Source organism: Pseudomonas sp. P129, from assembly GCF_020312195.1.
Taxonomy (GTDB): Bacteria; Pseudomonadota; Gammaproteobacteria; order Pseudomonadales; family Pseudomonadaceae; genus Aquipseudomonas; species Aquipseudomonas fragariae.
Genome location: NZ_JAGPYS010000002.1, coordinates 437,602 through 457,502, shown reverse-complemented (window position 1 = coordinate 457,502; position 19,901 = coordinate 437,602). Strand labels below are relative to the sequence as shown.

The following is a 19,901-nucleotide window of genomic DNA, read 5'->3' as shown; positions in this document are numbered from 1 at the left end:
TGACCAGGCGTCAGACCAGGGTGTTCTTGCGCACATGACCGCCCTGAACAATCATCGCCAGGTGTTCGCCCTGACCGACCAGGCAACTGATATCGCTCAGCGGGTCGCCATCCACCACCAGCAGATCAGCGATCGCACCGGCGGCGATGCAGCCCAGTTCGCCTTCGCGCTGAAGGATCTGCGCCGCGACACTTGTGGCACTGCGCAGCGCTGCCAGATTACCCAGCAGTTCTGCGCGAATCTTCAATTCATGAGTCTGGTACTCGTGCATTTCGCCCAGCAAATCCGAGCCATAGCCCATCGGTACGCCCGCTTCGGCGAACAGCAGCAGGGCATTGCGCCCGGCCTGGCGCACATCCTCGATCTTGGCGACCGAGTCAGCCGGCAGCCCAAAGCGTTCGCCATATTCGGCGAGCATTTCGTAAGTGACTTGAGTCGGCACCGCAAATGCGCCTTTTTCAGCCATGAGCCGCGCGGTGTCGGCATCGACCAGATTGCCATGTTCGATGGTTCTGACGCCGCATTCGATGGCGCGGCGAATCGCCCGAGCGGTGTAGGCATGCGCCATGACGTAGGTGTTCGCGGCGGCGGCCTCGTCGACGATGGCGCGGATTTCAGCTTCGCTGTATTGGGTGTTGGCAATCGGGTCGGTCGGCGAAGAAACACCGCCCGAGGCCATGATCTTGATCTGGTTGGCGCCTTGCTGCAGCTCTTCGCGCACCGCCAGGCGCACGTTGTCGACACCATCCACCACGCGGGCGATGGCCCCGGCGCGGAAGCAGCAGGAGCAGGGCTCGTTGAGCAGCAGTTCGCCGCGTGCGCGCATGTCGCCATGCCCGCCGGTCTGTGACAGTGCCTTGCCCGATGCGAAGATGCGCGGGCCGGAAATCAGCCCCATTTGAATCGAACGGGCCAGTGCCCAGTCAGCGCCCCCGGCATCGCGCACGGTGGTAAAACCACGGTCGAGCATCGCCGCCAGAATCGGCAAGGCGCGGTACATGATGATTGCGTTGGGTTGCAGGGCGTTCATGCCCAGGTTGGCGTTGGAAGCCAGCACATGCACATGGCAGTCGATCAGGCCGGGCATCAGTGTTCTGCCACCCAGATCGATGACCTGAGCGCCTGCCGGGGCCGGCTGACCCTCGGCACGCACCGCGACAATGCGCTCACCCTCGATCACGACCTCCTGGCCCGAAATCAGTTGTCCTTGTTGCACGTCCAGCAGGCGGCCGTTGCGCAGGATCAGGCGTGTGGGTTCAGTGTTACTCATGGGTAAGCTCCAGACAGGGGTTGATGGGCCGCAGGCGCACGGTCGCGATAAAGCAGTGCGCCAATACCGCTGACGAGGGCGGCGAACATGATGTAAAAGGCTGGCGCCAGGTTGCTGCCGGTCGAGGCAATCAGCCAGGTGATGGTGAAGGTGGCAAAGCCGCCGAAGAGGGTGACGGCGAAGTTGTAGGCCACCGAAAGCCCGGTGGACAGCACGTGGGTGGGCAGCAATTCACCGAAGGCTGCGAGGATCGAGCCGATGTAAGCGGAAATCAGCAGGCCGAGCACCAGCTCGAAGATCAACAGTGAAAACAGCCCTGGCATCTGGTTGATGAACAGAAACATCGGGTAGGCGCTGAGGAAGATGGCAATGGCCGAGCCCAGCAGCCAGGGGCGATGCCCGCTGCGGTCGGCCAGGGCGCCGACAATCGGCGTGGCGACGATCAGTACCGCGCCGCCCATCATGCCCGCGCTGAAGCCCATCCATGACGGCAGACCAAGCACGCGCTGGGCGTAGGACGGGATGTAAAACAGGATCGCATAGGTACAGACGGTCCACAGCACGACCAGCGAAAAGCTGATCAGGGTCTGTCGCGGGTAAGTCTTGATTACTTCGCGCAGCGGCGATTCGACCGGTTTGGCAGCCTTGTAGGCAGGTGTCTCGTCAACCCGGCTGCGAATATAGAAGCCGACCGGCCCGATCAGCGTGCCAATCAGAAACGGCACCCTCCAGCCCCAGCTTTCGAGCTGTGCCTGGGTCAGGTAACTGGACAGCACCGCGCCCAGCGCGGAACCCAGCAGCACCGCGACGCCGATGCTGGCCTGAATCCAGCTGGAGTAGAAGGCTTTCCTGCCCTCAGGCGCATGCTCGGTCAGAAACGCCGTGGCGCTGCCCATCTCGCCACCGGCAGAGAAGCCTTGCAGCAGGCGCGCCAGGACAATCAGCAGCGGCGCCAGATAGCCGATCTGCGCGAAGCCGGGTGTCAGCCCGATGATCAGCGTACCCAGCGCCATCAGCAGGATGGTCAGCGACAATGCCGCCTTGCGTCCGCGCTTGTCGCTATAGATGCCCAGCACAATGCCGCCCACCGGACGCATGAAAAAGCCGACCCCGAAGGTCGCCAGCGCCAGCAGGTAAGACGTCAGTTCGCTGCCGGTGGGGAAGAACACCTTGGCGATGATCACCGAGAAGAAGCTGTAGACCGTGAAGTCAAACCATTCAAGGCCATTGCCGATCACCGTGGCGACTACCGCGCGGCGTGCCTTTTGTTCATGGGGGCGTGAAGCAGAGGATTGTAATGTGCTCACCGGATAAGCTCCTGCATGCGATACACGCAGGGAAGCCCCCTGCATCGGCTGCATTGATTGAGGGGCAGGGTGGTTGTGAGTGCGGCTGAGTCAGGTCTTTTTGCCCGTTTCAGTCGAGAGTAGGCGCTGGGCGGATTTTAAGAAAACGCTTATTACGCAGATTTGCATGCGCCAGACGCATGCAGGTTTCAGGGCGCTGAAGCCAGTGTGGCGATTTCGCCCGCCAGCCATTTCTCGAAGGCGCGTGCGGCACGCCGAGGCGTCTTGCCGCTGGGTGTCAGCAGGTAGTAGCCACCTACCGCGCCGACGCTCTTGCGGCAGGCGGGCACCAGCGCGCCGGACTGTACGTGGCGGTCGATCATTGGCTGCCAGCCGAGCACGATGCCGTGCCCGGCGACCGCCAGATCGACCAGCACCGGATACAGATTGACGGTCATGCGCTTACGGATCAGCGAGGCATCGACACCCTGGCGGCCGAACCAGTCACCCCATGACAACCATTGACGCTGGCCGTCTTCGAGCATCAGCAGGCAATGATCCAGCAACTGCACGGGCTCCAGCAGACGTCCGTCCAGATAGTCGGGCGAGCAGTAGGCATTGACCGATTCGGCGAACAGCAAACGGCTGTCGAGACCCGCCGGTGAGACTTCGCGGAGAAAATACAGCGCCAGATCGAATTCGGCGCGAATCAGCGAATCCAGCCCGTCGACCACGCGCAGGCGGATATCCACGGCCGGGAAGGCATCGCGATAACGTCCCAGCAAAGGCCCCAGCCACAAGGCCGCCACGCCACTGGAGCAGGCCAGGGTCAGCTGCTGATCGCCGCTGTGAGTGATCACCTGAGCGGTGGCCTCGGCGCACAACGTCAATACGCGCTGGATCTGCTCGGCGTAAATCTGCCCGGCGACCGTCAGATGAATGCGCTTGTGCTCGCGACGAAACAGCGCGCGGCCGAGAAATTCCTCCAGTTGCGCGACCTGACGGCTGATCGCGCTCTGGGTCAGGTTCAGTTCGCTGGCGGCACGCGTGAAGCTGCCATGCCGGACGGCAGCTTCGAAAGCGATCAGGTTCTGCAGCGGCGGAAGAGGCTCGATACGCACAGTGGCTCCTGTTGCGGGCAGGTTTTACAAAGTGTCGGGAAACGGCGTCGACAGCAGCCAGTCCCTGAACACGCACAGCGATGGCAGGTTCTGAAAACGCGTGGCGTAGGCCAGGTAATAATTGCGTCCGCTGTCCAGGGGCTCGAACAGGGTGACCAGTTCGCCACTGTGGATTTCGTCCTGCACCAGAATGCGCGGGACCAGCGCGACACCAATGCCGGCCGCGACGGCCTGGATCAGGTGCGAGGTCAGTTCGAAGCTCGGACCGGGGCGCATGATGTGATGGTCCAGCCGATTACTGTCGAACCAGTCCGACCAGGCATTGGGCCGCGACACCACGCTTAGCAACGCATGCTGGGCAACCTGCGCCGGGGTCATCGTCTTGTAGCCGGCAAGGGCAGCCGGGCTGGCAATCACCACCAGTTTTTCACTGACCAGCGGATGCGCGATGTAACCGGGCCAGTTGCCGTTGCCGGCACAGATGATCGCGTTCATTTCGCTGGCGGCGGGCGTCAGGTCGGCATGCACGATGCGTGAGTGGATATGCACCACATAGCCCGGATGCCGGGTGTAAAAGTCATTCATGCGTGGCAGCAGCCACTTCGAGCCGAAGGTCGGCAGCACGGCCAGATGCAGCGTGCCGCCTTCGGCCTTGTGCGCGATGGTTTGCAGGGTCGCACTGCGGATGCGGCCCAGCGCGGCAGCCAGCTCATGCTGATACAGCGCGCCTGCGGTAGTCAGCTCGATGCGTCTGCCGTCGCGCTTGAACAGCTCGACTTCCAGTTGTGCCTCCAGCGCCTGCACCTGCCGGCTGACGGCGCTCTGGGTCAGGGCCAGTTCGTCTGCGGCCTTGGTGAAGCTGCCATGCCGGGCGGCCGCCTCGAAGGCGAGCAGCAGCGACATGGAGGGCGTCAGTCTTCGGGTGTTCATTCATAAAACTCATGGAAAAACGGCAGGTTTTACGTTTGCACTGAAGCATGACAGGCAGGAGAATCACGCTAACCGTTGATAACGCCATGCATTCGAGCGTTTCGAAGCATACGTGCTTTGCATATAAAACGCCTAGCGAGGAAGACCACCATGATTGCGCTGCTGAAACCGACCTCTGAGCAGATCGGTCACTATGACCGTTTCCTCAATGCCCTGGCGGAGGCCGGCTTTCGTGGCGAAATAGCCCGTGACCACGGTTCGCGCACCGTACTGGCCACTGACAACTCCATCTACCAGCGCCTGCCACAGGCTGCCGTGTTCCCGATGGACAGCCATGACGTCGCAATCGTCGCCCGGCTGGCGGCGCGGCCCGAGCACCAACAGGTGGTGTTGACCCCGCGTGGTGGCGGCACCGGGACCAACGGGCAATCACTGACCGACGGGGTGGTGGTCGACCTGTCGCGACACATGAACGCTATTCTCGAGATCAACGTCGAGGAACGTTGGGTGCGCGTGCAGACCGGTGTGGTCAAGGACCAGCTCAATGCCGCGCTCAAGCCGCACGGGCTGTTTTTCGCGCCGGAACTGTCGACTTCCAACCGTGCCACGATTGGCGGCATGATCAACACCGATGCCAGCGGGCAGGGCAGTTGCACCTACGGCAAGACCCGTGATCACGTCCTTGAGCTATCGACCGTGTTGCTGGGCGGTTCGTACGTCAACAGCCATGCACTGAATGTCGAACAACTGGCCAGCGAGCAGGCACGCGTCGACCGCGCCGGCGACGTTTATCGTTGCGCGCAGCAGATTGCCGATACGCAGGCACAATTGATCAAGGATGTTTTCCCACCGCTTAACCGCTGTCTGACCGGTTACGACCTGGCGCACCTGCGCGAGGAAGACGGGCGTTTCAACCTCAACAGCGTGCTCTGCGGCTCTGAAGGCTCGCTGGGTTTTATCGTCGAGGCCCGACTCAACGTCCTGCCGATCCCCAAACATTCGATTCTGGTCAACGTTCGCTATGCCGGTTTCATGGACGCCCTGCGGGACGCCAAGGCCTTGATGGCGCACAAGCCGCTGTCCATCGAGACCGTGGACTCCAAGGTGCTGATGCTGGCCATGCAGGATATCGTCTGGCATGGCGTGGCCGAGTATTTCCCCCAGGACCCTGCAACGCCGACGCTGGGCATCAACCTGATCGAATTCAGCGGCGATGAGTTGAGTGAAGTGGAGCAGCGCGTTCATGCGTTCGTTGCGCACTTGCAGACTGACACGTCGGTGCTGCGTCTCGGCCACACGCTGGCGGCTGGCAGTGCGGCAGTGAATCGCGTCTACACCATGCGCAAGCGCTCGGTGGGGCTGCTCGGCAACGTCAAGGGTGAAGCCAGGCCGCAGCCGTTTGTCGAAGACACTGCCGTGCCGCCGGAAAATCTTGCCGATTACATTCAGGAGTTCCGTGCGCTGCTGGACAGCCACGGCCTGCAATACGGCATGTTCGGCCATGTGGATGCCGGCGTGCTGCACGTGCGGCCGATTCTGGACATGAAGGACCCCGCGCAGGCTGCGCTGATTCGGCCGATTTCCGACGCAGTCGCGGCGCTGACCAAGCGTTATGGCGGGCTGCTGTGGGGTGAGCATGGCAAGGGTCTGCGTTCGCAATACGTGCCTGAATATTTCGGCGAGTTGTATCCCGCGTTGCAGGCCCTCAAGGCCGCCTGCGACCCGTTCAACCAGCTTAACCCCGGCAAGATCGCCACGCCTGCCACAGTGCCCGACGCGCGCCTGACGCTGGTGGATGAAGTGACGTTGCGTGGCGATCTGGATCGTACGATCGATGAACGGGTCTGGCAAAGCTACGACAGCGCGTTGCACTGCAATGGCAATGGCGCCTGTTACAACTATGACACCGACGACGCCATGTGCCCGTCATGGAAAGCCACCCGTGACCGCATTCACTCACCCAAGGGCCGCGCTTCGCTGGTCAGGGAATGGCTGCGTCTGCAAGGCGAGCAGGACGTCAATGTCCTCACCGCCAGCGCCAGGGCGCGCAGTGCCAATGTGCTGAAAAGCCTTGCCGAGCGAACCGTCAACAGTGTCGCCAGGGTGGCGGGGCAGAAGGATTTCTCCCACGAAGTCTACGACGCCATGGCCGGTTGCCTGGCCTGCAAGTCCTGTGCGGGACAGTGCCCGGTGAAAGTCAATGTGCCCGAGTTCCGTTCGCGCTTTCTCGAGCTGTACCACAGCCGCTACCTGCGCCCGATCAAGGATTATCTGATTGGCTCGCTGGAGTTCAGCATTCCGCACCTGGCGCGCTTTCCGAAGCTGTACAACGCGATCATGGGCGCAAGGCCGGTGCGTTACCTGCTCGAACATGTGGCCGGCATGGTCGACAGCCCGTTATTGAGCCTGACCGACTTCCGTGCGGCTTGTGCTCGCTGGAATGTGGGCATCGCCACGCCGCAGCGTCTGGCCGCATCGAGCGAGGAGGAGCGCAAGCGCACGGTGGTGCTGGTTCAGGATGCATTCACCCGATACTTCGAAACCCCGCTGGCGGCAGACTGGCTGGAGCTGATTTCACGTCTCGGTTATCAGGTCTACCTCGCACCGTTTGCGCCCAATGGCAAGCCGCTGCAGGTGCAGGGTTTTCTGCAGGCGTTCGAGAAAGCTGCCGGTTTCAACAGTCAGTCGCTGGGCAAGCTGGCCGGGTACGGCATCCCGCTGATCGGTCTGGACCCGGCCATGACCCTGGTTTACCGCCAGGAGTACAGCAAGACGCTGGGCAGCGAGAATGTGCCCGAGGTCATGCTGCCGCAGGAATGGCTGGCGTCCACAGTCGAGGAAGGTGGTGATGGCGCGTCGGCAGAAACGTACTACTTCCTGCCGCATTGCACTGAAAAGACCAACGAGCCCGCCAGCGTCGGCCTCTGGCAGAAAGCCTTTGCCCGCGCCGGGCTCAAGCTGGAGGTGCTGGCCAGTGGTTGCTGCGGCATGTCCGGCACCTATGGGCATGAAACCCGAAACGCGAAAACCAGCGATACCATCTACCGTCAGTCCTGGCAGCCACTGGTGGCGCGGCACGGCGGTGAAGGTCGACTGGTCGCCGATGGCTACTCATGCCGCAGCCAGGTCAAGCGCCAGGATGGCAAGGTGGTGCAGCATCCATTACAGGTACTGCTGGAACGGGTGAGGGCGCTATAAGAGAGGACGCAGAGCGTCCAGAACGGCATGCCCACGCGGAGCGTCGCACGATAGTGGCATTTTCCAGCGTGGGAATGCCTTGCGTGACGCTCAGCGTCACCGATCTGCGTCGCGCCGTTCGGTCAGAACTTAAACCAGGTACTTGTTGAACCACCCCAATGTACGATCCCAGGCCAGTTTGGCCGCTGCTTCGTCGTAGCGTGGGGTGGAATCGTTGTGGAAACCATGATTGGCGCCCGGATAAATGTACGTTTCGTACGTCTTGCCCGCCGCTTTCAAGGCTTTTTCATAGGCTGGCCAGCCTTCGTTGATGCGGGTATCCAGTTCGCCGTAGTGAATCATCACCGGCGCCTTGATCTTCACCACGTCTTCGGCGTTGGGCTGACGCCCATAGAACGACACCGCAGCACCCAGTTCCGGATACGCGACCGCAGCAGCATTGGCCACACCGCCGCCGTAGCAGAAACCGGTGATGCCGACCTTGCCGGTGCTGGCGTCATGCTTCATCAGCCACTCGATGGCGGCAAAGAAGTCGTTCATGAGCTTTTCCGGGTTGACTGTCTGCTGCAGCTCACGGCCCTTGTCATCGTTGCCTGGATAGCCGCCGACCGATGACAGCCCGTCAGGTGCCAGCGCAATGAAACCGGCTTTGGCAACGCGGCGCGCCACGTCTTCGATGTACGGGTTCAAGCCGCGATTCTCATGTGCGACAACCACTGCCGGTACTTTCCCGGTAGCTTTGGCCGGGCGTACCAGATAGCCGCGAACCTGACCGTGCCCGTTGGGCGAAGGGTAGGAAACATACTCGGCAATAATGTCCGGGTCGGTGAATTCCACCTGTTCGGCCAGCGCGTAGTTGGGGCTCAGCGAGGCAAGCAGCGCGCTGGCGGTCATGCCGCCAAAAGTGAACAGCGCTGCTCGGTCGAGAAACTCGCGCCGATTGATCCTGCCGTGCGCGTAGTAGTCATAGAGCTCAAGCAGTTCAGGAGCAAAGTCTTTTGCAGTGAGACGTTCCATCGGTACGCTTCCTTCCGAATCATTCAGGGCTGCCTGCGTCTGGGCGGGCTGACGAGCAATACGTGATCGACACAAGGTCCGCTCCCGATAGTATTTGCGGAGCATCAGGATCGCTACTGTAAAACGACGAAAAACCGCCATCCGCTGCCCGTGGGTGCAAACTCACTGCGTAATGCCAGATGCTGCCGACACGGCCGGCGGAATATGAAAAAGTCAGCCACGGGATTGCACTACCCGGGCTCAATGATGTCCATTTGAATCCTTCCGGCATTCACTGGGTTCGGGCGCTGCAGACAAACATATTATCCAGTCGCTGTATAAAGCGGCGTCGGTTCAGGCCGACAATACGTCATGATCTCAACCCTACGCCGAGGGTCATATTCCACCTGCATTTCGAGATAACGTGATGATGAGCCTTCCGACGGAAGACCGCACCCAGCTGTTCAAGGACACGGCTATCCAGTTCTGGAAACACATCACCCCGATCGTTTATGTCGCTCTGGGCATTCACTGTGTGTTGCTGACAGTGTTTCTGGGGCTGGGCATGAAGATCATGTGGATGGCGAACATCGTCAGCACGCTGATTTACGTCAACTGCATCTACCTGATCCGCAGGGGGCGGCATCGACAAGCCGGACAACTGATGTGCCTGGAGATCATCGGCCATGCCGTGCTCGCGACATGGCAACTGGGCTGGGAAAGCAACTTCAGTTTTTACATATTTTGCGTGATTCCGGTCATTGCCTTCACGTTTCAACTCAACGTCATCAGACGCATTGCCTACAGCGTGGCGATTCTGCTGTCGCTGGTGGGCTGCTTCGTTTTTCGCCGATACACGGGGCAGGGAACCGGTCTGAGCCAGAACGTGCTGGATGCGTTCGGTATCGTCAACGTACTCACAGCCACCACTCTGTCGATTTACGCCACTGCACTGTCGGTACGTTTCACCTCGTCGATGCAACTGAGCCTGTTTCATATCGCCAACCGCGACAGCCTGACCAATCTCTACACGCGCAGACGAGTGCTGCATCGCATACGCGAACTGGAAGCCAGGCGGCAGGGGCTGTCGGCTTCGTTGATCCTGCTCGACATCGATCATTTCAAACAGATCAATGATATCCATGGGCATGAAACCGGCGATGTGGTTCTGCAACGGGTGGCCGAGATCATCGGTTCAAGCGTACGCAGCAGCGATATGGCGGCACGCTGGGGCGGCGAGGAATTTCTGGTGCTCATGCCGGACACTACGCCCGAAGATGCGCTGCGCGCGGCCGAACGTATCTGGCGGCGTATCGCCGAAGAGGCCGGGCGGATCAATGAGCGCATCATCGCCGTCAGCGCTACAGTCGCGGTGGCGACCATCGCCACGGGCGAGGCGTTCCAGCTGGCCCTCAATCGTGCCGACACGTCGCTGTACATGGGCAAACAGCAGGGCCGAAACCGGGTAATGATCGCCGGATGAGGTGCTTGCTCACGCCAGGCGCTACCAGCGTGTAGACTTTCGCGCTTTGAACCGGGGAGCACTGTGTCGTGCTTCCTCATCGGCGATGTATCGATCAAGGCATGCTTATGGATTTGCGTCAGCTCGAAGCCTTCGCGGCGGTCATGTCGGCAGGCAGTGTCACGGCGGCAGGGAAAATGCTCGGCCGGTCTCAACCCTCGGTCACCCGGGCCATTCAGGAACTTGAGCAGGAGCTGGGCTTTGCGTTGTTCGAACGCAGCGGGCCTAAGGTCACGCCTACCCACAAGGCGTTCATGATGTATGGCGAGGTGGAGAGTGCGCTGCTGGGTGTGCGCAACATCCGCCAGCGTGCGCAGCACATTGCCCAGGAGGAGAACCACCAGATCAAGCTGGTGGCGATCTCGGCCCTGGCGGCCGGCCTGCTGCCCACAGCCTTGTCGCGGCTGCCCGAGCACCTGCGCCCGCAACAGATTCAGTTGCAGAGCATGTCTCCGGAGAACGTGGTTCAGGCCGTCCTGTCGAAAACCATGGACCTGGGAGCGGTCAGCCTGCCGCTGGAGCATCGTGGTCTGCAAATCCACTGGATCGGCGAGGCGCCTTGTGTGGCGGTATTGCCCGCCGATTCGGCGCTGGCCGCTCATGGGGTGCTGTCGATGGAGCTGCTGCGTCAGCAGACGCTGATCACCATGGCCAACCCTTATCGCTTTCGTCGACGCATCGACAAGGCGTTTCAGGAGGCGGGTGGTCAGCCGCCGCGCATGCTGGACACCAATACGTCGCTGATTGCCATGCAGATGGCCAGGGTCGGGCTGGGCATTGCGCTGGTCGATCCGTTCACGGCCATGGGCGTGCCGGTGCAAGGCGTGGTCGTCAGACCGATCGCCTGCAACATTCCGTTTTTCTTCGGGCTGATTTCAGCCTTCGCCAGCCCGTTGTCGGATGTGGCGCGCGCGCTGATCGATGAGATTGCCGACAGCGCAAAAATTCTCTTGCCGGAAATGATCATGCACGAAGCCAGCGCGCACGATGCCCTGTTACAGAGCATTTATGCCGAGTGAGTGGGCCATCCAGACAGCATTCAGGCCCGGGTGCTGGTAACGCTTGTCGTAGCGCAAGACTGAAAATCGACGCAGCGCGTCCGTGAATATCCTTCGTAACCCTTCGTTACACAACACGCAAAACTCCCTTAAATTCTATTTTGGAATATAAATATGCTTTTTTGCGCGTTGCTAGAATAAAAAACGGCTTTTACTATTCGAATTAAGCATTCAATGGCTTTAAGAATTCATTTATCACACTATTGGAATGATTCTTGAAGTGCTTTGAATCAAGGCTCGGGCTTGTGGCCCGATCATTTTTTCGAGTACCGATCAATGTCCGATGTGAATGCACCCGCTGGCCTGGCTGCTCTGGAAGCTCGTTTGCAGCAGGATCTGGCCTGGCTGGATCTGCCCGCCAAACCCTGGGTCAAGCCAAGGATCAGCGCAGGGCAGGCCGTGCTCGACGTGGCGATCATCGGCGGAGGCATGGCCGGTCTTGCCCTGTCCGCAGAGCTGCGCAATCTAGGTGTAGCGGCGGTCATTTTCGATCAGTCACCAGCGGGTTTCGAAGGCCCCTGGGCCACCACGGCGAGGATGGAGACCCTGCGTTCGCCAAAGCAGTTGACCGGACCGGCGCTGGGCTTGCCAGCGCTGACGTTTCGCGCCTGGTACGAAGCGCAATTCGGCGTCGACGGCTGGCCGTTGCTGGACAAGATTCCACGTTTGCAATGGGCCGAGTATCTGCGCTGGTATCGCAAGGTGCTGGCACTGGACGTACGCAATGAGCACCGCATTAGCCGGGTAGCGCCCAGAGCGGACGGTCTGATTGAACTGGACGTCGTCACGCCGGTACAGACGCGATTTCTGCTGGCCCGCCATGTGGTGCTCGCCACGGGGCGTGACGGTCTTGGCGGCCCTTGGGTGCCGGACTTTGCCCGGCAGTTGCCGGAGCATTTGTGGACGCATTCGGCGGCGGGTTTGCAGGACAGCTGGTTCGCCGGCAAACGCGTTGCGGTCATCGGCGGTGGCGCCTCGGCGATGGATAGCGCCGCCACGGCGCTGGAGGCTGGTGCGACGCGGGTCGATCTGCTGATCCGGCGCGCCGAGCTGCCGCGCATCAACAAAGGCAAAGGCGTCGGTAATCCCGGCATGGTGCATGGCTACTGGCGCCTGCCGGACATCTGGAAATGGCGCATTCGCCATTACCTCAATACCCAGCAAGTGCCACCACCGCGCGGCAGTACGCTCAGAGTGTCCGCTTCCGGCAAGGCGCGGTTCATGCTCGACAGCCCGGTGCTTTCCGTCGAACAGAGCGCTGCCGGGGGCGTCTGGCTGAATACGCCGAAGGCGCGTATCGAGGCGGATTTCGTGGTATTTGCCACCGGGTTTCGCACCGACTTCCGGCAGCGTCCGGAGTTTGCGCCATTCTCTGCGCAGATCCGTGTCTGGCAGGATCGCTTCGACGCACCGAGTGGCGAAACCGATGCGGAACTGGCTGTGCTGCCGGATCTAGGCAACTGCTTTGAATTTCAGGAAAAGACCGCAGGCGCCTGCCCGGGGCTGAACCACATTCACTGCTTCAGTTATCCGGCCGCGTTGAGCTATGGCGCGGTGTCCGGGGACATTCCTGCCATCAGCGAGGGTTCCAAACGTCTGGCGCATGCCCTGGTCGGGCAGTTGTTCAACGAGGACATCGACCTGCATTTCGACACCATGCTCGATTACGCCGAGCCAGAGCTGCTGGGCGATGAGTGGGTGGTCAGCCAGCCAGACGCCGCAGAGCTGCGCCAATGATCGGCTGGGCGCTGCGTCGGTTGATTCAATCGTTGCTGGTCATCCTGTTGATGACGCTGGTGGTGTTCGTCGGCCTCAATGCCATCGGCAACCCGATGGACATTCTGGTCGGTGAAGACCTCAATCAGGCCGAGCGTCTGCAGGCCATCGCGCATTTGGGCCTGGACCAGCCGCTGTGGCAGCAGTACCTGATTTTTCTCAAGGGCGCGATTCACGGCAATCTGGGGCAAAGCTTCGTGTATCACGAGGATGCCATGCGCCTGATTCTGCAGCGCTTGCCCGCAACCTTCGAACTGGCGTTCAGTGCCCTGTTTCTGGCGGTGGTCATCGGTGTGCCGCTGGGCATGTTTGCCGGCATGTACCCCGAGCATCCGCTGTCCCGGCTGATGATGGCCGCCAGCATTGTCGGCTTTTCGCTGCCAGCCTTCTGGGTGGCATTGATGATGATCATGCTGTTCTCCATCACCCTGGGCTGGCTGCCGGCCAGCGGCCGCGGCGAAACCCGTGAGTGGCTGGGTGTGCAATGGTCATGGCTGACGCTGGACGGTTTGCAGCACCTGTTATTACCAGCGCTGAACCTGGCGTTGTTCAAGATTTCCCTGGTGCTGCGCCTGACCCGTGCGGGCGTGCGCGAAGTGCTGCCCCAAGAATTCGTCAAATTCGCCCGGGCCAAGGGCCTGTCACCGATGCGCGTGATGTGCATGCACGTCATGCGCAACACCATGATTCCGGTGGTGACGGTGCTGGCCATGGAACTGGGCTCGACCATCGCCTATGCCGTGGTGACTGAAAGCATTTTCGCTTGGCCGGGTGCTGGCAAGCTGATTCTCGACAGCATCAACATGCTTGATCGCCCTGTGGTGGTCGCTTACCTGATGGTGGTCGTGGTGATTTTCGTGGTGCTCAACCTGATCGTCGACGGCTTGTATTACCTGCTGGACCCACGCGTACGCATCGAGGCATCGCGATGAATGTCATTGAAAAAGCCCCGATCGGCAGCACGCTGCTGCAGGCCCAATCGCCCTGGCGACGAGTGCTGACCGAGTTCTTCAGCTCGCCCACGGCGGTGACGGGCCTGGTAGTCCTGCTGATCATTGTGCTGGTTGCAGCCCTGGCGCCGTGGATTGTGGTGCAGAACCCCTACGACCTGATGCAGCTCAACGTCATGGATGCGCGCATGCCGCCTGGCAGCCTCAATGGGGACAGCGGTTACACCTATTGGCTGGGCACTGACGGGCAGGGCCGCGATCTGGTCTCGGCGATTATCTATGGCCTGCGCATCAGCCTGTGGGTCGGCATTGGCTCGGCGTTGATTGCGGCAGTGCTCGGTACGCTGCTCGGGCTGGTGTCTGCGTATGTAGGCGGCTGGCTCGATGCTTTGCTGATGCGTCTGGTCGACCTGCTGCTGTCGTTTCCGGTGATTCTCATGGCGCTGATGATTCTTGCCTGGCTGGGCAAGGGTGTCGGCAACGTGATGCTGACCCTGATCTTGCTCGAATGGGCTTATTACGCCCGCACAGCGCGCGGTCAGGCGCTTACCGAAAGCCGCCGTGAATACGTTGATGCAGCGCGCGGGCAGGGCGTTGGTCCGCTGCGCATTGTGATCGGCCACATTCTGCCCAACTGCCTGCCGCCGCTGATCGTGATCGGCGCCTTGCAGATTGCCCGCGCCATCACACTGGAAGCGACCCTGTCGTTTCTTGGCCTGGGCGTGCCGGTCACCGAGCCGTCGCTGGGGCTGCTGATTGCCAACGGCTTTCAATACATGCTCAGCAATGAATACTGGATCAGTCTGTTTCCGGGCCTGGCGCTGTTGATCACGATCGTTGCAATCAATCTGGTCGGTGACCGTTTGCGCGATGTCCTGAACCCGAGGTTACAGCGATGAGCGTGCCTGAAATGTCGTCTGTGCCTGACGCAGTCCAACAGCCGACCCTGGAGGTGCGCAACCTGTGCACTTCGTTTCATACCCGCGCCGGGGTGTTGCCAGCGGTGCGCGATGTGTCACTGCGCGTAGAGCCGGGACGCATTCTCGGCCTGGTGGGTGAGTCCGGTTCGGGCAAGTCGGTCACCGGCTTTTCGATCCTCGGCCTGGTCGATGAACCCGGACGCATCAGCGGCGGCCAGGTGCTGTTCAAGGGGCGCGATCTGACCAGGCTGTCTGCCTCACAACTGCGTGGCATTCAGGGCAACCGGGTAGCGATGATCTTTCAGGACCCGATGATGACCCTCAATCCGGTGCTGCGGGTCGACACGCAAATGATCGAAGCCGTACGTGCCCACAGCCCGCTGAGCAGGCGCGAGGCCCGCGAACACGCCAGCCGCACGCTGGCGCTGATGGGCATCGCCAGCCCGGAAGAACGTCTGCGCGCCTATCCGCATCAGTTGTCCGGCGGCATGCGCCAGCGGGTGGCGATCGCCATCGCGCTGCTGCATGCACCGGACCTGATCATCGCCGATGAGCCGACCACGGCGCTGGACGTGACCATTCAGGCGCAGATTCTCAGTGAAGTGCAGAAGCTGGTGCGCGAGCAGGGCACTTCGCTGATCTGGATCACCCATGATCTTTCCGTGATCGCCGGGCTGGCTGACGATGTGGCGGTGATGTACGCCGGGCGCATCGTCGAGCAGGGTCCGGTCGCCGATGTACTGGATCGTCCGCAGCACCCCTACACACAAGGGCTGATCGACAGCCTGCCAAGTCGCAACCAGCGCGGCCAGCGCCTGCGGCAGATCCCGGGCATGGCGCCCGACCTGCTGTCGATGCCGGTCGGTTGTGCTTTCGCAGCGCGCTGCCCCAGAGCCTCGCAGGTCTGTGCGCAGGAGCCGCAACCCCACCAGGCGCGACCGGGCCAGACGGTTCGCTGTTTTCACCCAGGAGCGGCCGATGCCCAGTGATCAGATTCCCCTCATCGAGCTGCATCAGGTCAGCAAGACCTTCGGCAAACCCGTGGATGAGCGCTCCCTGCAGGGGCTCCTGCAACGGCTGCACCTTACGCGCCCGAAACCGCTGACCCACGCCGTGGATCGTGTCGATCTGCGCATTGCGCGCGGTGAAGTGGTCGGGCTGGTGGGCGAGTCGGGTTGTGGCAAATCGACCCTGGGGCGCATGGTTGCCGGGCTGCTGCCGGTATCCTCGGGCACCACATCGGTAGACGGCAAACCGCTCGAGAGCCTGACCACGCAGGAGCGCAAGGCGCTGCGCCTGAAAGTGCAGATGATTTTTCAGGACCCTTCGTCAAGCCTCAACCCGCGTCTGCGGGTCGACCGGATCGTCGGCGAAGGTGCGCTGTTGCACGGCCTGACCGATCGCAAGGGCGCAGATGATTACGTCAGTGCGCAGTTACAGCGTGCCGGGCTCAGCCCGCAATTGCGCCAGCGCTATCCGCATCAGTTCAGCGGTGGCCAGCGCCAGCGCATCGGGATTGCCCGGGCGCTGGCGGTGCAGCCGGAACTGCTGGTGTGCGACGAGTCGGTGGCGGCGCTGGACGTGTCGATTCAGGCGCAGATCCTCAATCTGTTCATGGACCTGCGCGACGAGCTGGGCCTGACCTATCTGTTTATCAGCCATGACCTGGGCGTCGTCGAGCACCTCTGCGACCGGGTCATCGTGATGTACCTGGGTCGTGTGGTCGAGACGGCATCGGTCGATGACTTGTTCGCGCGGGCCAATCACCCGTACACCCAGGCTTTGCTGGCGCAGATCCCGCGCTTCGATATTCGCAGTACCCGTTATGACGCGATCCAAGGGGAAATCCCCAGCCCGCTTGACCCGCCTGCCGGGTGTCATTTCCACCCTCGCTGCCCGCACGCCATGGCGCGCTGTCGCGAGGAAGTTCCAGCGCTGCGGGAGGTTTCGCCGAATCACCAGAGCGCCTGTCACCTGAATGACCAACGCTGAACGGGCACCTGAAGCCCGTTACCCTCTGCCATTGCGTACAAGGAACCACCCATGAAACCACTCGTTCGTTCATTGCTGGCGTCGGCCCTCTTGCTGGCCGCCGGCGGTGTCACGGCACAGGACTTGCGCATCGGTTACGCCGACCCGGTCTCGTCCCTCGACCCACAGCTGAACAATTATGCAGGCGACCGCTCGGTAGCGCTGCATGCCTTCGAATCGCTGGTCAGCCGCCGTGACGACAAGACCCTGCCAGGTCTGGCCAAGAGCTGGAAGGTGGTGGATGACACCACCTGGGAGTTCGCCCTGCGTGATGACGTCAAATGGCAGGATGGCACGCTGCTGACCGCTGATGACCTGGTCTTCTCCTTCGAGCGCGCGCGAAACGTGCCCGGCAGCGTGGCCTCGTATGCAGGTGCCATGCGTACCGTTGAATCGATCAAGGCCAGGGACGATCACACGCTGATCATCAAGACCCGTTCGCCCAATGCCAATCTGCTGCCGGACATCGATTCGATCTATATCGTCAGTCGCCATGCCGGTGCGGCAGCCAGCAGCGCCGATTACAACTCGGGCAAGGCGATGATCGGCACAGGGCCTTACCGGTTTGTCTCGTTCGTGCCGGGCGATCGCACGATATTCGCTCGCAACGACAATTACTGGGGTGGCAAACCGACCTGGGACAAGGTTGATTTCCGTTTCATCGCCAACGCCGCCAACCGTACCGCGGCCTTGCTGGCAGGCGATGTCGACGTGATCGACAAGGTATCGCCTACCGATGTGGCGCGCCTGCGCAAAACGCCGAACGTCAATGTCTTCGCCTATCAGGGGCTGCGTGCGCTGATCATTCAGCCGAGTTTCCGTGCCGGTCCGAACGAATTCATTCGCGACAACGCGGGCAAGCCGTTGGCCGAAAACCCGCTGCTGGATGTACGCGTGCGCAAGGCGCTGTCCCTGGCGATCAATCGTCCGGCCATCAACGAGCGCATCATGCAAGGCACCGTCACCGAAGCCAATCAATGGATGCCGGCCAACACGTTCGGTTACAACCCGCAGATCAAGAACATCCCTTATGACCTCAAGCAGGCCAAGGACCTGCTGGCGCAGGCAGGTTTCCCCGAAGGCTTCCAACTGACTGTGCATGTGCCGGGCGACCGTTATCCGCAGGCACCGGAGGTCATGCAGGCGGTGGCGCAGTTCTGGACGCGGATTGGCGTCAAGGTTCAGCTGGAGGTATTGCCGTGGGCGGTGTACGCGGGCAAGGCGAACAAGAATGAACTGGCGATCAGCGTGATTGCCTGGGGCAATGGCACCGGCGAAGCGGCCTATGCCCTGACCAATATTCTGACCACGGTCGACAGCAGCAAAGGGCAGGGCGCTTCGAACTGGGGCCATTACAGCAATCCGCTGGTGGACAAGGCCCTGGCTGATTCGACCGCTGAATTCGACGAGGCCAGGCGGCGCAAGATTCTCCAGGACTCGGTGCAGATTGTCAGCGATGACGTCGGCATCATCCCGCTGTTCCATTACCAGAACATCTGGGCAGCGCGCAAAGGCCTCAAGGTCGAGCCACTGGTCAGCGACCGCACTGCAGCGACCATGGTCACCGAGCAGCCTTGATTTTCTTCCATGACCGCGCCGCTTTTGCCAGCGCTGCGCGAATGCAACTACAGCCTCGCAGGACCTTTCATGACATCGACCACTGAACATTCAACGACACCGGACGTGCTCGACAGCCTGCTGGGCATCGCGCCGGGCAGCCCGCTGCACGCGGTTCGGCATGCGCGGGACAAGGTGGCCCTGGCAACCCAGGGCAGCCAGGACTTGTTTTTCGACCCGGCACTGGCGCACAACCTGTCACTGAGCGAACGCCTCTGGGTGGCCTACTACGCAACGCTGCTGAGCGCGCAGCCGACCCTGAGCGGGTATTACCTGTCGCAGTTGCAGACGGCCGGCGCCGAGGCAAACGTGCTGGCCGATGTGGACGCCAGCCGAATCGATCTGCTGGAGGATCAGCGTCTGGCGGCGATCCTGCGCTTTACGCGAACCTTGATCGAGTCTCCGGTACACGGCGATCAAAGCGCATTGCAGGCGCTGCAACAGCAGGGCCTGAGCACCGCTGAAATCGTGGTACTGGCGCAACTGATCGCTTTTCTGTCCTACCAGGTGCGTCTGGCCGCAGGGCTGGGTGCTTTAAAGTCTGCCGGAGCAGCCTGATGAGCGAACTCATAGAAATTGAAGGTTTCACCAATCAGGTGCTGGGCTGGAAAGCCTGGTTGCCCACCGTTGACCTCGACAGCGCGAGCGCCGAGCAGGTCGCTGTGCTTGAAGAAAGCCATCCGCAGGCCAAGACCTCGGATTACTACCTGACGCTGGCCCATCATCCGGACATTCTTCGCCAGCGCTCTCAGGCGTTTAACGCGATCATGTACGCCCCCGGCGGCCTGTCGCGCGCCGAACGAGAGCTGGCAAGTACCGTGGTGTCGCGTATCAACCGCTGCGTGTATTGCGCGTCGGTGCATGCGCAACGCTTCGAACAACTGGCCAAGCGCAATGACGTCATCGCCCAGGTGTTTGCCGACCCCGCGACTGCAGGCACCACGGCGCATGAAAAAGCGATTGTGCAGTTCGCCATCGACCTGACGCTTGAACCGGCTTCGCTCAACGCCGGGCATATCCAGACGCTGTACGAACAGGGGCTGGACGAGACACAGGTACTGGACCTGATTCACGCCATCTCGATATTCGCCTGGGCCAACCGGCTCATGCTCAACCTGGGGGAGCCGGTGTTTCCCGAGGTGTGAGGGTGGCAGTGGCCAGGCCGGTGATTGAGGTGCAGTCTGGCCCGGTCGTTGCAGGTTCACTGCATGAGTGAGCACGCGACC

16 protein-coding genes are annotated in these 19,901 nt (G+C 61.4%); 11 read left to right on the top strand and 5 right to left on the bottom strand.

The features are described 5' to 3' along the window. Positions 1–10 precede the first annotated feature (10 nt). From KBY02_RS07225 to KBY02_RS07210, 4 genes are all read right to left on the bottom strand, one after another. Positions 11–1,270, bottom strand: a complete 1,260-nt coding sequence (locus KBY02_RS07225; RefSeq protein WP_053275807.1) for a metal-dependent hydrolase family protein — start codon at positions 1,268–1,270, stop codon at positions 11–13. Further along, positions 1,267–2,577, bottom strand: a complete 1,311-nt coding sequence (locus tag KBY02_RS07220; RefSeq protein ID WP_058398609.1) for an MFS transporter — start codon at positions 2,575–2,577, stop codon at positions 1,267–1,269. Before KBY02_RS07220 ends, KBY02_RS07225 begins: the two co-directional genes overlap by 4 nt. Positions 2,578–2,765: 188 nt before the next feature. Beyond that, positions 2,766–3,677 (bottom strand): LysR substrate-binding domain-containing protein, encoded by a 912-nt coding sequence (locus KBY02_RS07215; RefSeq protein WP_024641126.1) that lies wholly within the window; start codon positions 3,675–3,677, stop codon positions 2,766–2,768. A 24-nt stretch (positions 3,678–3,701) separates the two neighbouring features. Beyond that, positions 3,702–4,607, bottom strand: coding sequence for a LysR substrate-binding domain-containing protein (locus tag KBY02_RS07210; protein ID WP_011267752.1), 906 nt, complete (start codon positions 4,605–4,607; stop codon positions 3,702–3,704). A gap of 150 nt (positions 4,608–4,757) precedes the next feature. Here KBY02_RS07210 and KBY02_RS07205 point away from each other — a divergent pair, with 150 nt between their 5' ends. Next, positions 4,758–7,805: an FAD-binding and (Fe-S)-binding domain-containing protein gene (locus KBY02_RS07205; protein ID WP_024641124.1), complete on the top strand. Its 3,048-nt coding sequence runs from the start codon at positions 4,758–4,760 to the stop codon at positions 7,803–7,805. Between the two features lie 129 nt (positions 7,806–7,934). Here KBY02_RS07205 and yghX read toward each other — a convergent pair whose 3' ends face one another. Next, on the bottom strand, positions 7,935–8,822 hold the full coding sequence (yghX, locus tag KBY02_RS07200; RefSeq protein ID WP_003402674.1) for a YghX family hydrolase: 888 nt from the start codon (positions 8,820–8,822) through the stop codon (positions 7,935–7,937). A 406-nt stretch (positions 8,823–9,228) separates the two neighbouring features. Here yghX and KBY02_RS07195 point away from each other — a divergent pair, with 406 nt between their 5' ends. The 10 genes from KBY02_RS07195 to KBY02_RS07150 all read left to right on the top strand — a co-directional run bounded on the left by KBY02_RS07195 (position 9,229) and on the right by KBY02_RS07150 (position 19,820). Further along, positions 9,229–10,284 carry a GGDEF domain-containing protein gene (locus KBY02_RS07195; RefSeq protein WP_024638749.1) on the top strand — a complete coding sequence of 352 codons (1,056 nt, stop codon included), beginning with the start codon at positions 9,229–9,231 and terminating at the stop codon, positions 10,282–10,284. A gap of 107 nt (positions 10,285–10,391) precedes the next feature. Next, positions 10,392–11,342 (top strand): LysR family transcriptional regulator, encoded by a 951-nt coding sequence (locus KBY02_RS07190; protein WP_111522183.1) that lies wholly within the window; start codon positions 10,392–10,394, stop codon positions 11,340–11,342. A gap of 315 nt (positions 11,343–11,657) precedes the next feature. Continuing rightward, entirely contained in the window at positions 11,658–13,118 is a 1,461-nt protein-coding gene (locus KBY02_RS07185; RefSeq protein WP_111522198.1) for an NAD(P)-binding domain-containing protein, read from the top strand. Beyond that, the gene (locus KBY02_RS07180; RefSeq protein ID WP_111522182.1) at positions 13,115–14,089 is read left to right on the top strand and encodes an ABC transporter permease; all 975 of its coding nucleotides are present in this window, start codon (positions 13,115–13,117) and stop codon (positions 14,087–14,089) included. Before KBY02_RS07185 ends, KBY02_RS07180 begins: the two co-directional genes overlap by 4 nt. After that, positions 14,086–15,006: an ABC transporter permease gene (locus KBY02_RS07175; RefSeq protein WP_003410393.1), complete on the top strand. Its 921-nt coding sequence runs from the start codon at positions 14,086–14,088 to the stop codon at positions 15,004–15,006. Before KBY02_RS07180 ends, KBY02_RS07175 begins: the two co-directional genes overlap by 4 nt. After that, positions 15,003–16,016 (top strand): ABC transporter ATP-binding protein, encoded by a 1,014-nt coding sequence (locus KBY02_RS07170; RefSeq protein ID WP_011267759.1) that lies wholly within the window; start codon positions 15,003–15,005, stop codon positions 16,014–16,016. Before KBY02_RS07175 ends, KBY02_RS07170 begins: the two co-directional genes overlap by 4 nt. Next, positions 16,006–17,019, top strand: a complete 1,014-nt coding sequence (locus tag KBY02_RS07165; protein ID WP_116830566.1) for an ABC transporter ATP-binding protein — start codon at positions 16,006–16,008, stop codon at positions 17,017–17,019. The genes KBY02_RS07170 and KBY02_RS07165 overlap by 11 nt, the downstream gene beginning before the upstream one ends. 51 nt (positions 17,020–17,070) lie before the next feature. Beyond that, a complete protein-coding gene (locus KBY02_RS07160; protein WP_103713316.1) occupies positions 17,071–18,636 on the top strand; it encodes an ABC transporter substrate-binding protein in 1,566 nt (521 codons plus the stop codon). 69 nt (positions 18,637–18,705) lie between these two features. Then, entirely contained in the window at positions 18,706–19,233 is a 528-nt protein-coding gene (locus KBY02_RS07155) for a CMD domain-containing protein (RefSeq protein WP_011267762.1), read from the top strand. Then, a complete protein-coding gene (locus tag KBY02_RS07150; RefSeq protein ID WP_024660698.1) occupies positions 19,233–19,820 on the top strand; it encodes a peroxidase-related enzyme in 588 nt (195 codons plus the stop codon). The genes KBY02_RS07155 and KBY02_RS07150 overlap by 1 nt, the downstream gene beginning before the upstream one ends. The last annotated feature ends 81 nt before the right edge of the window (positions 19,821–19,901 follow it).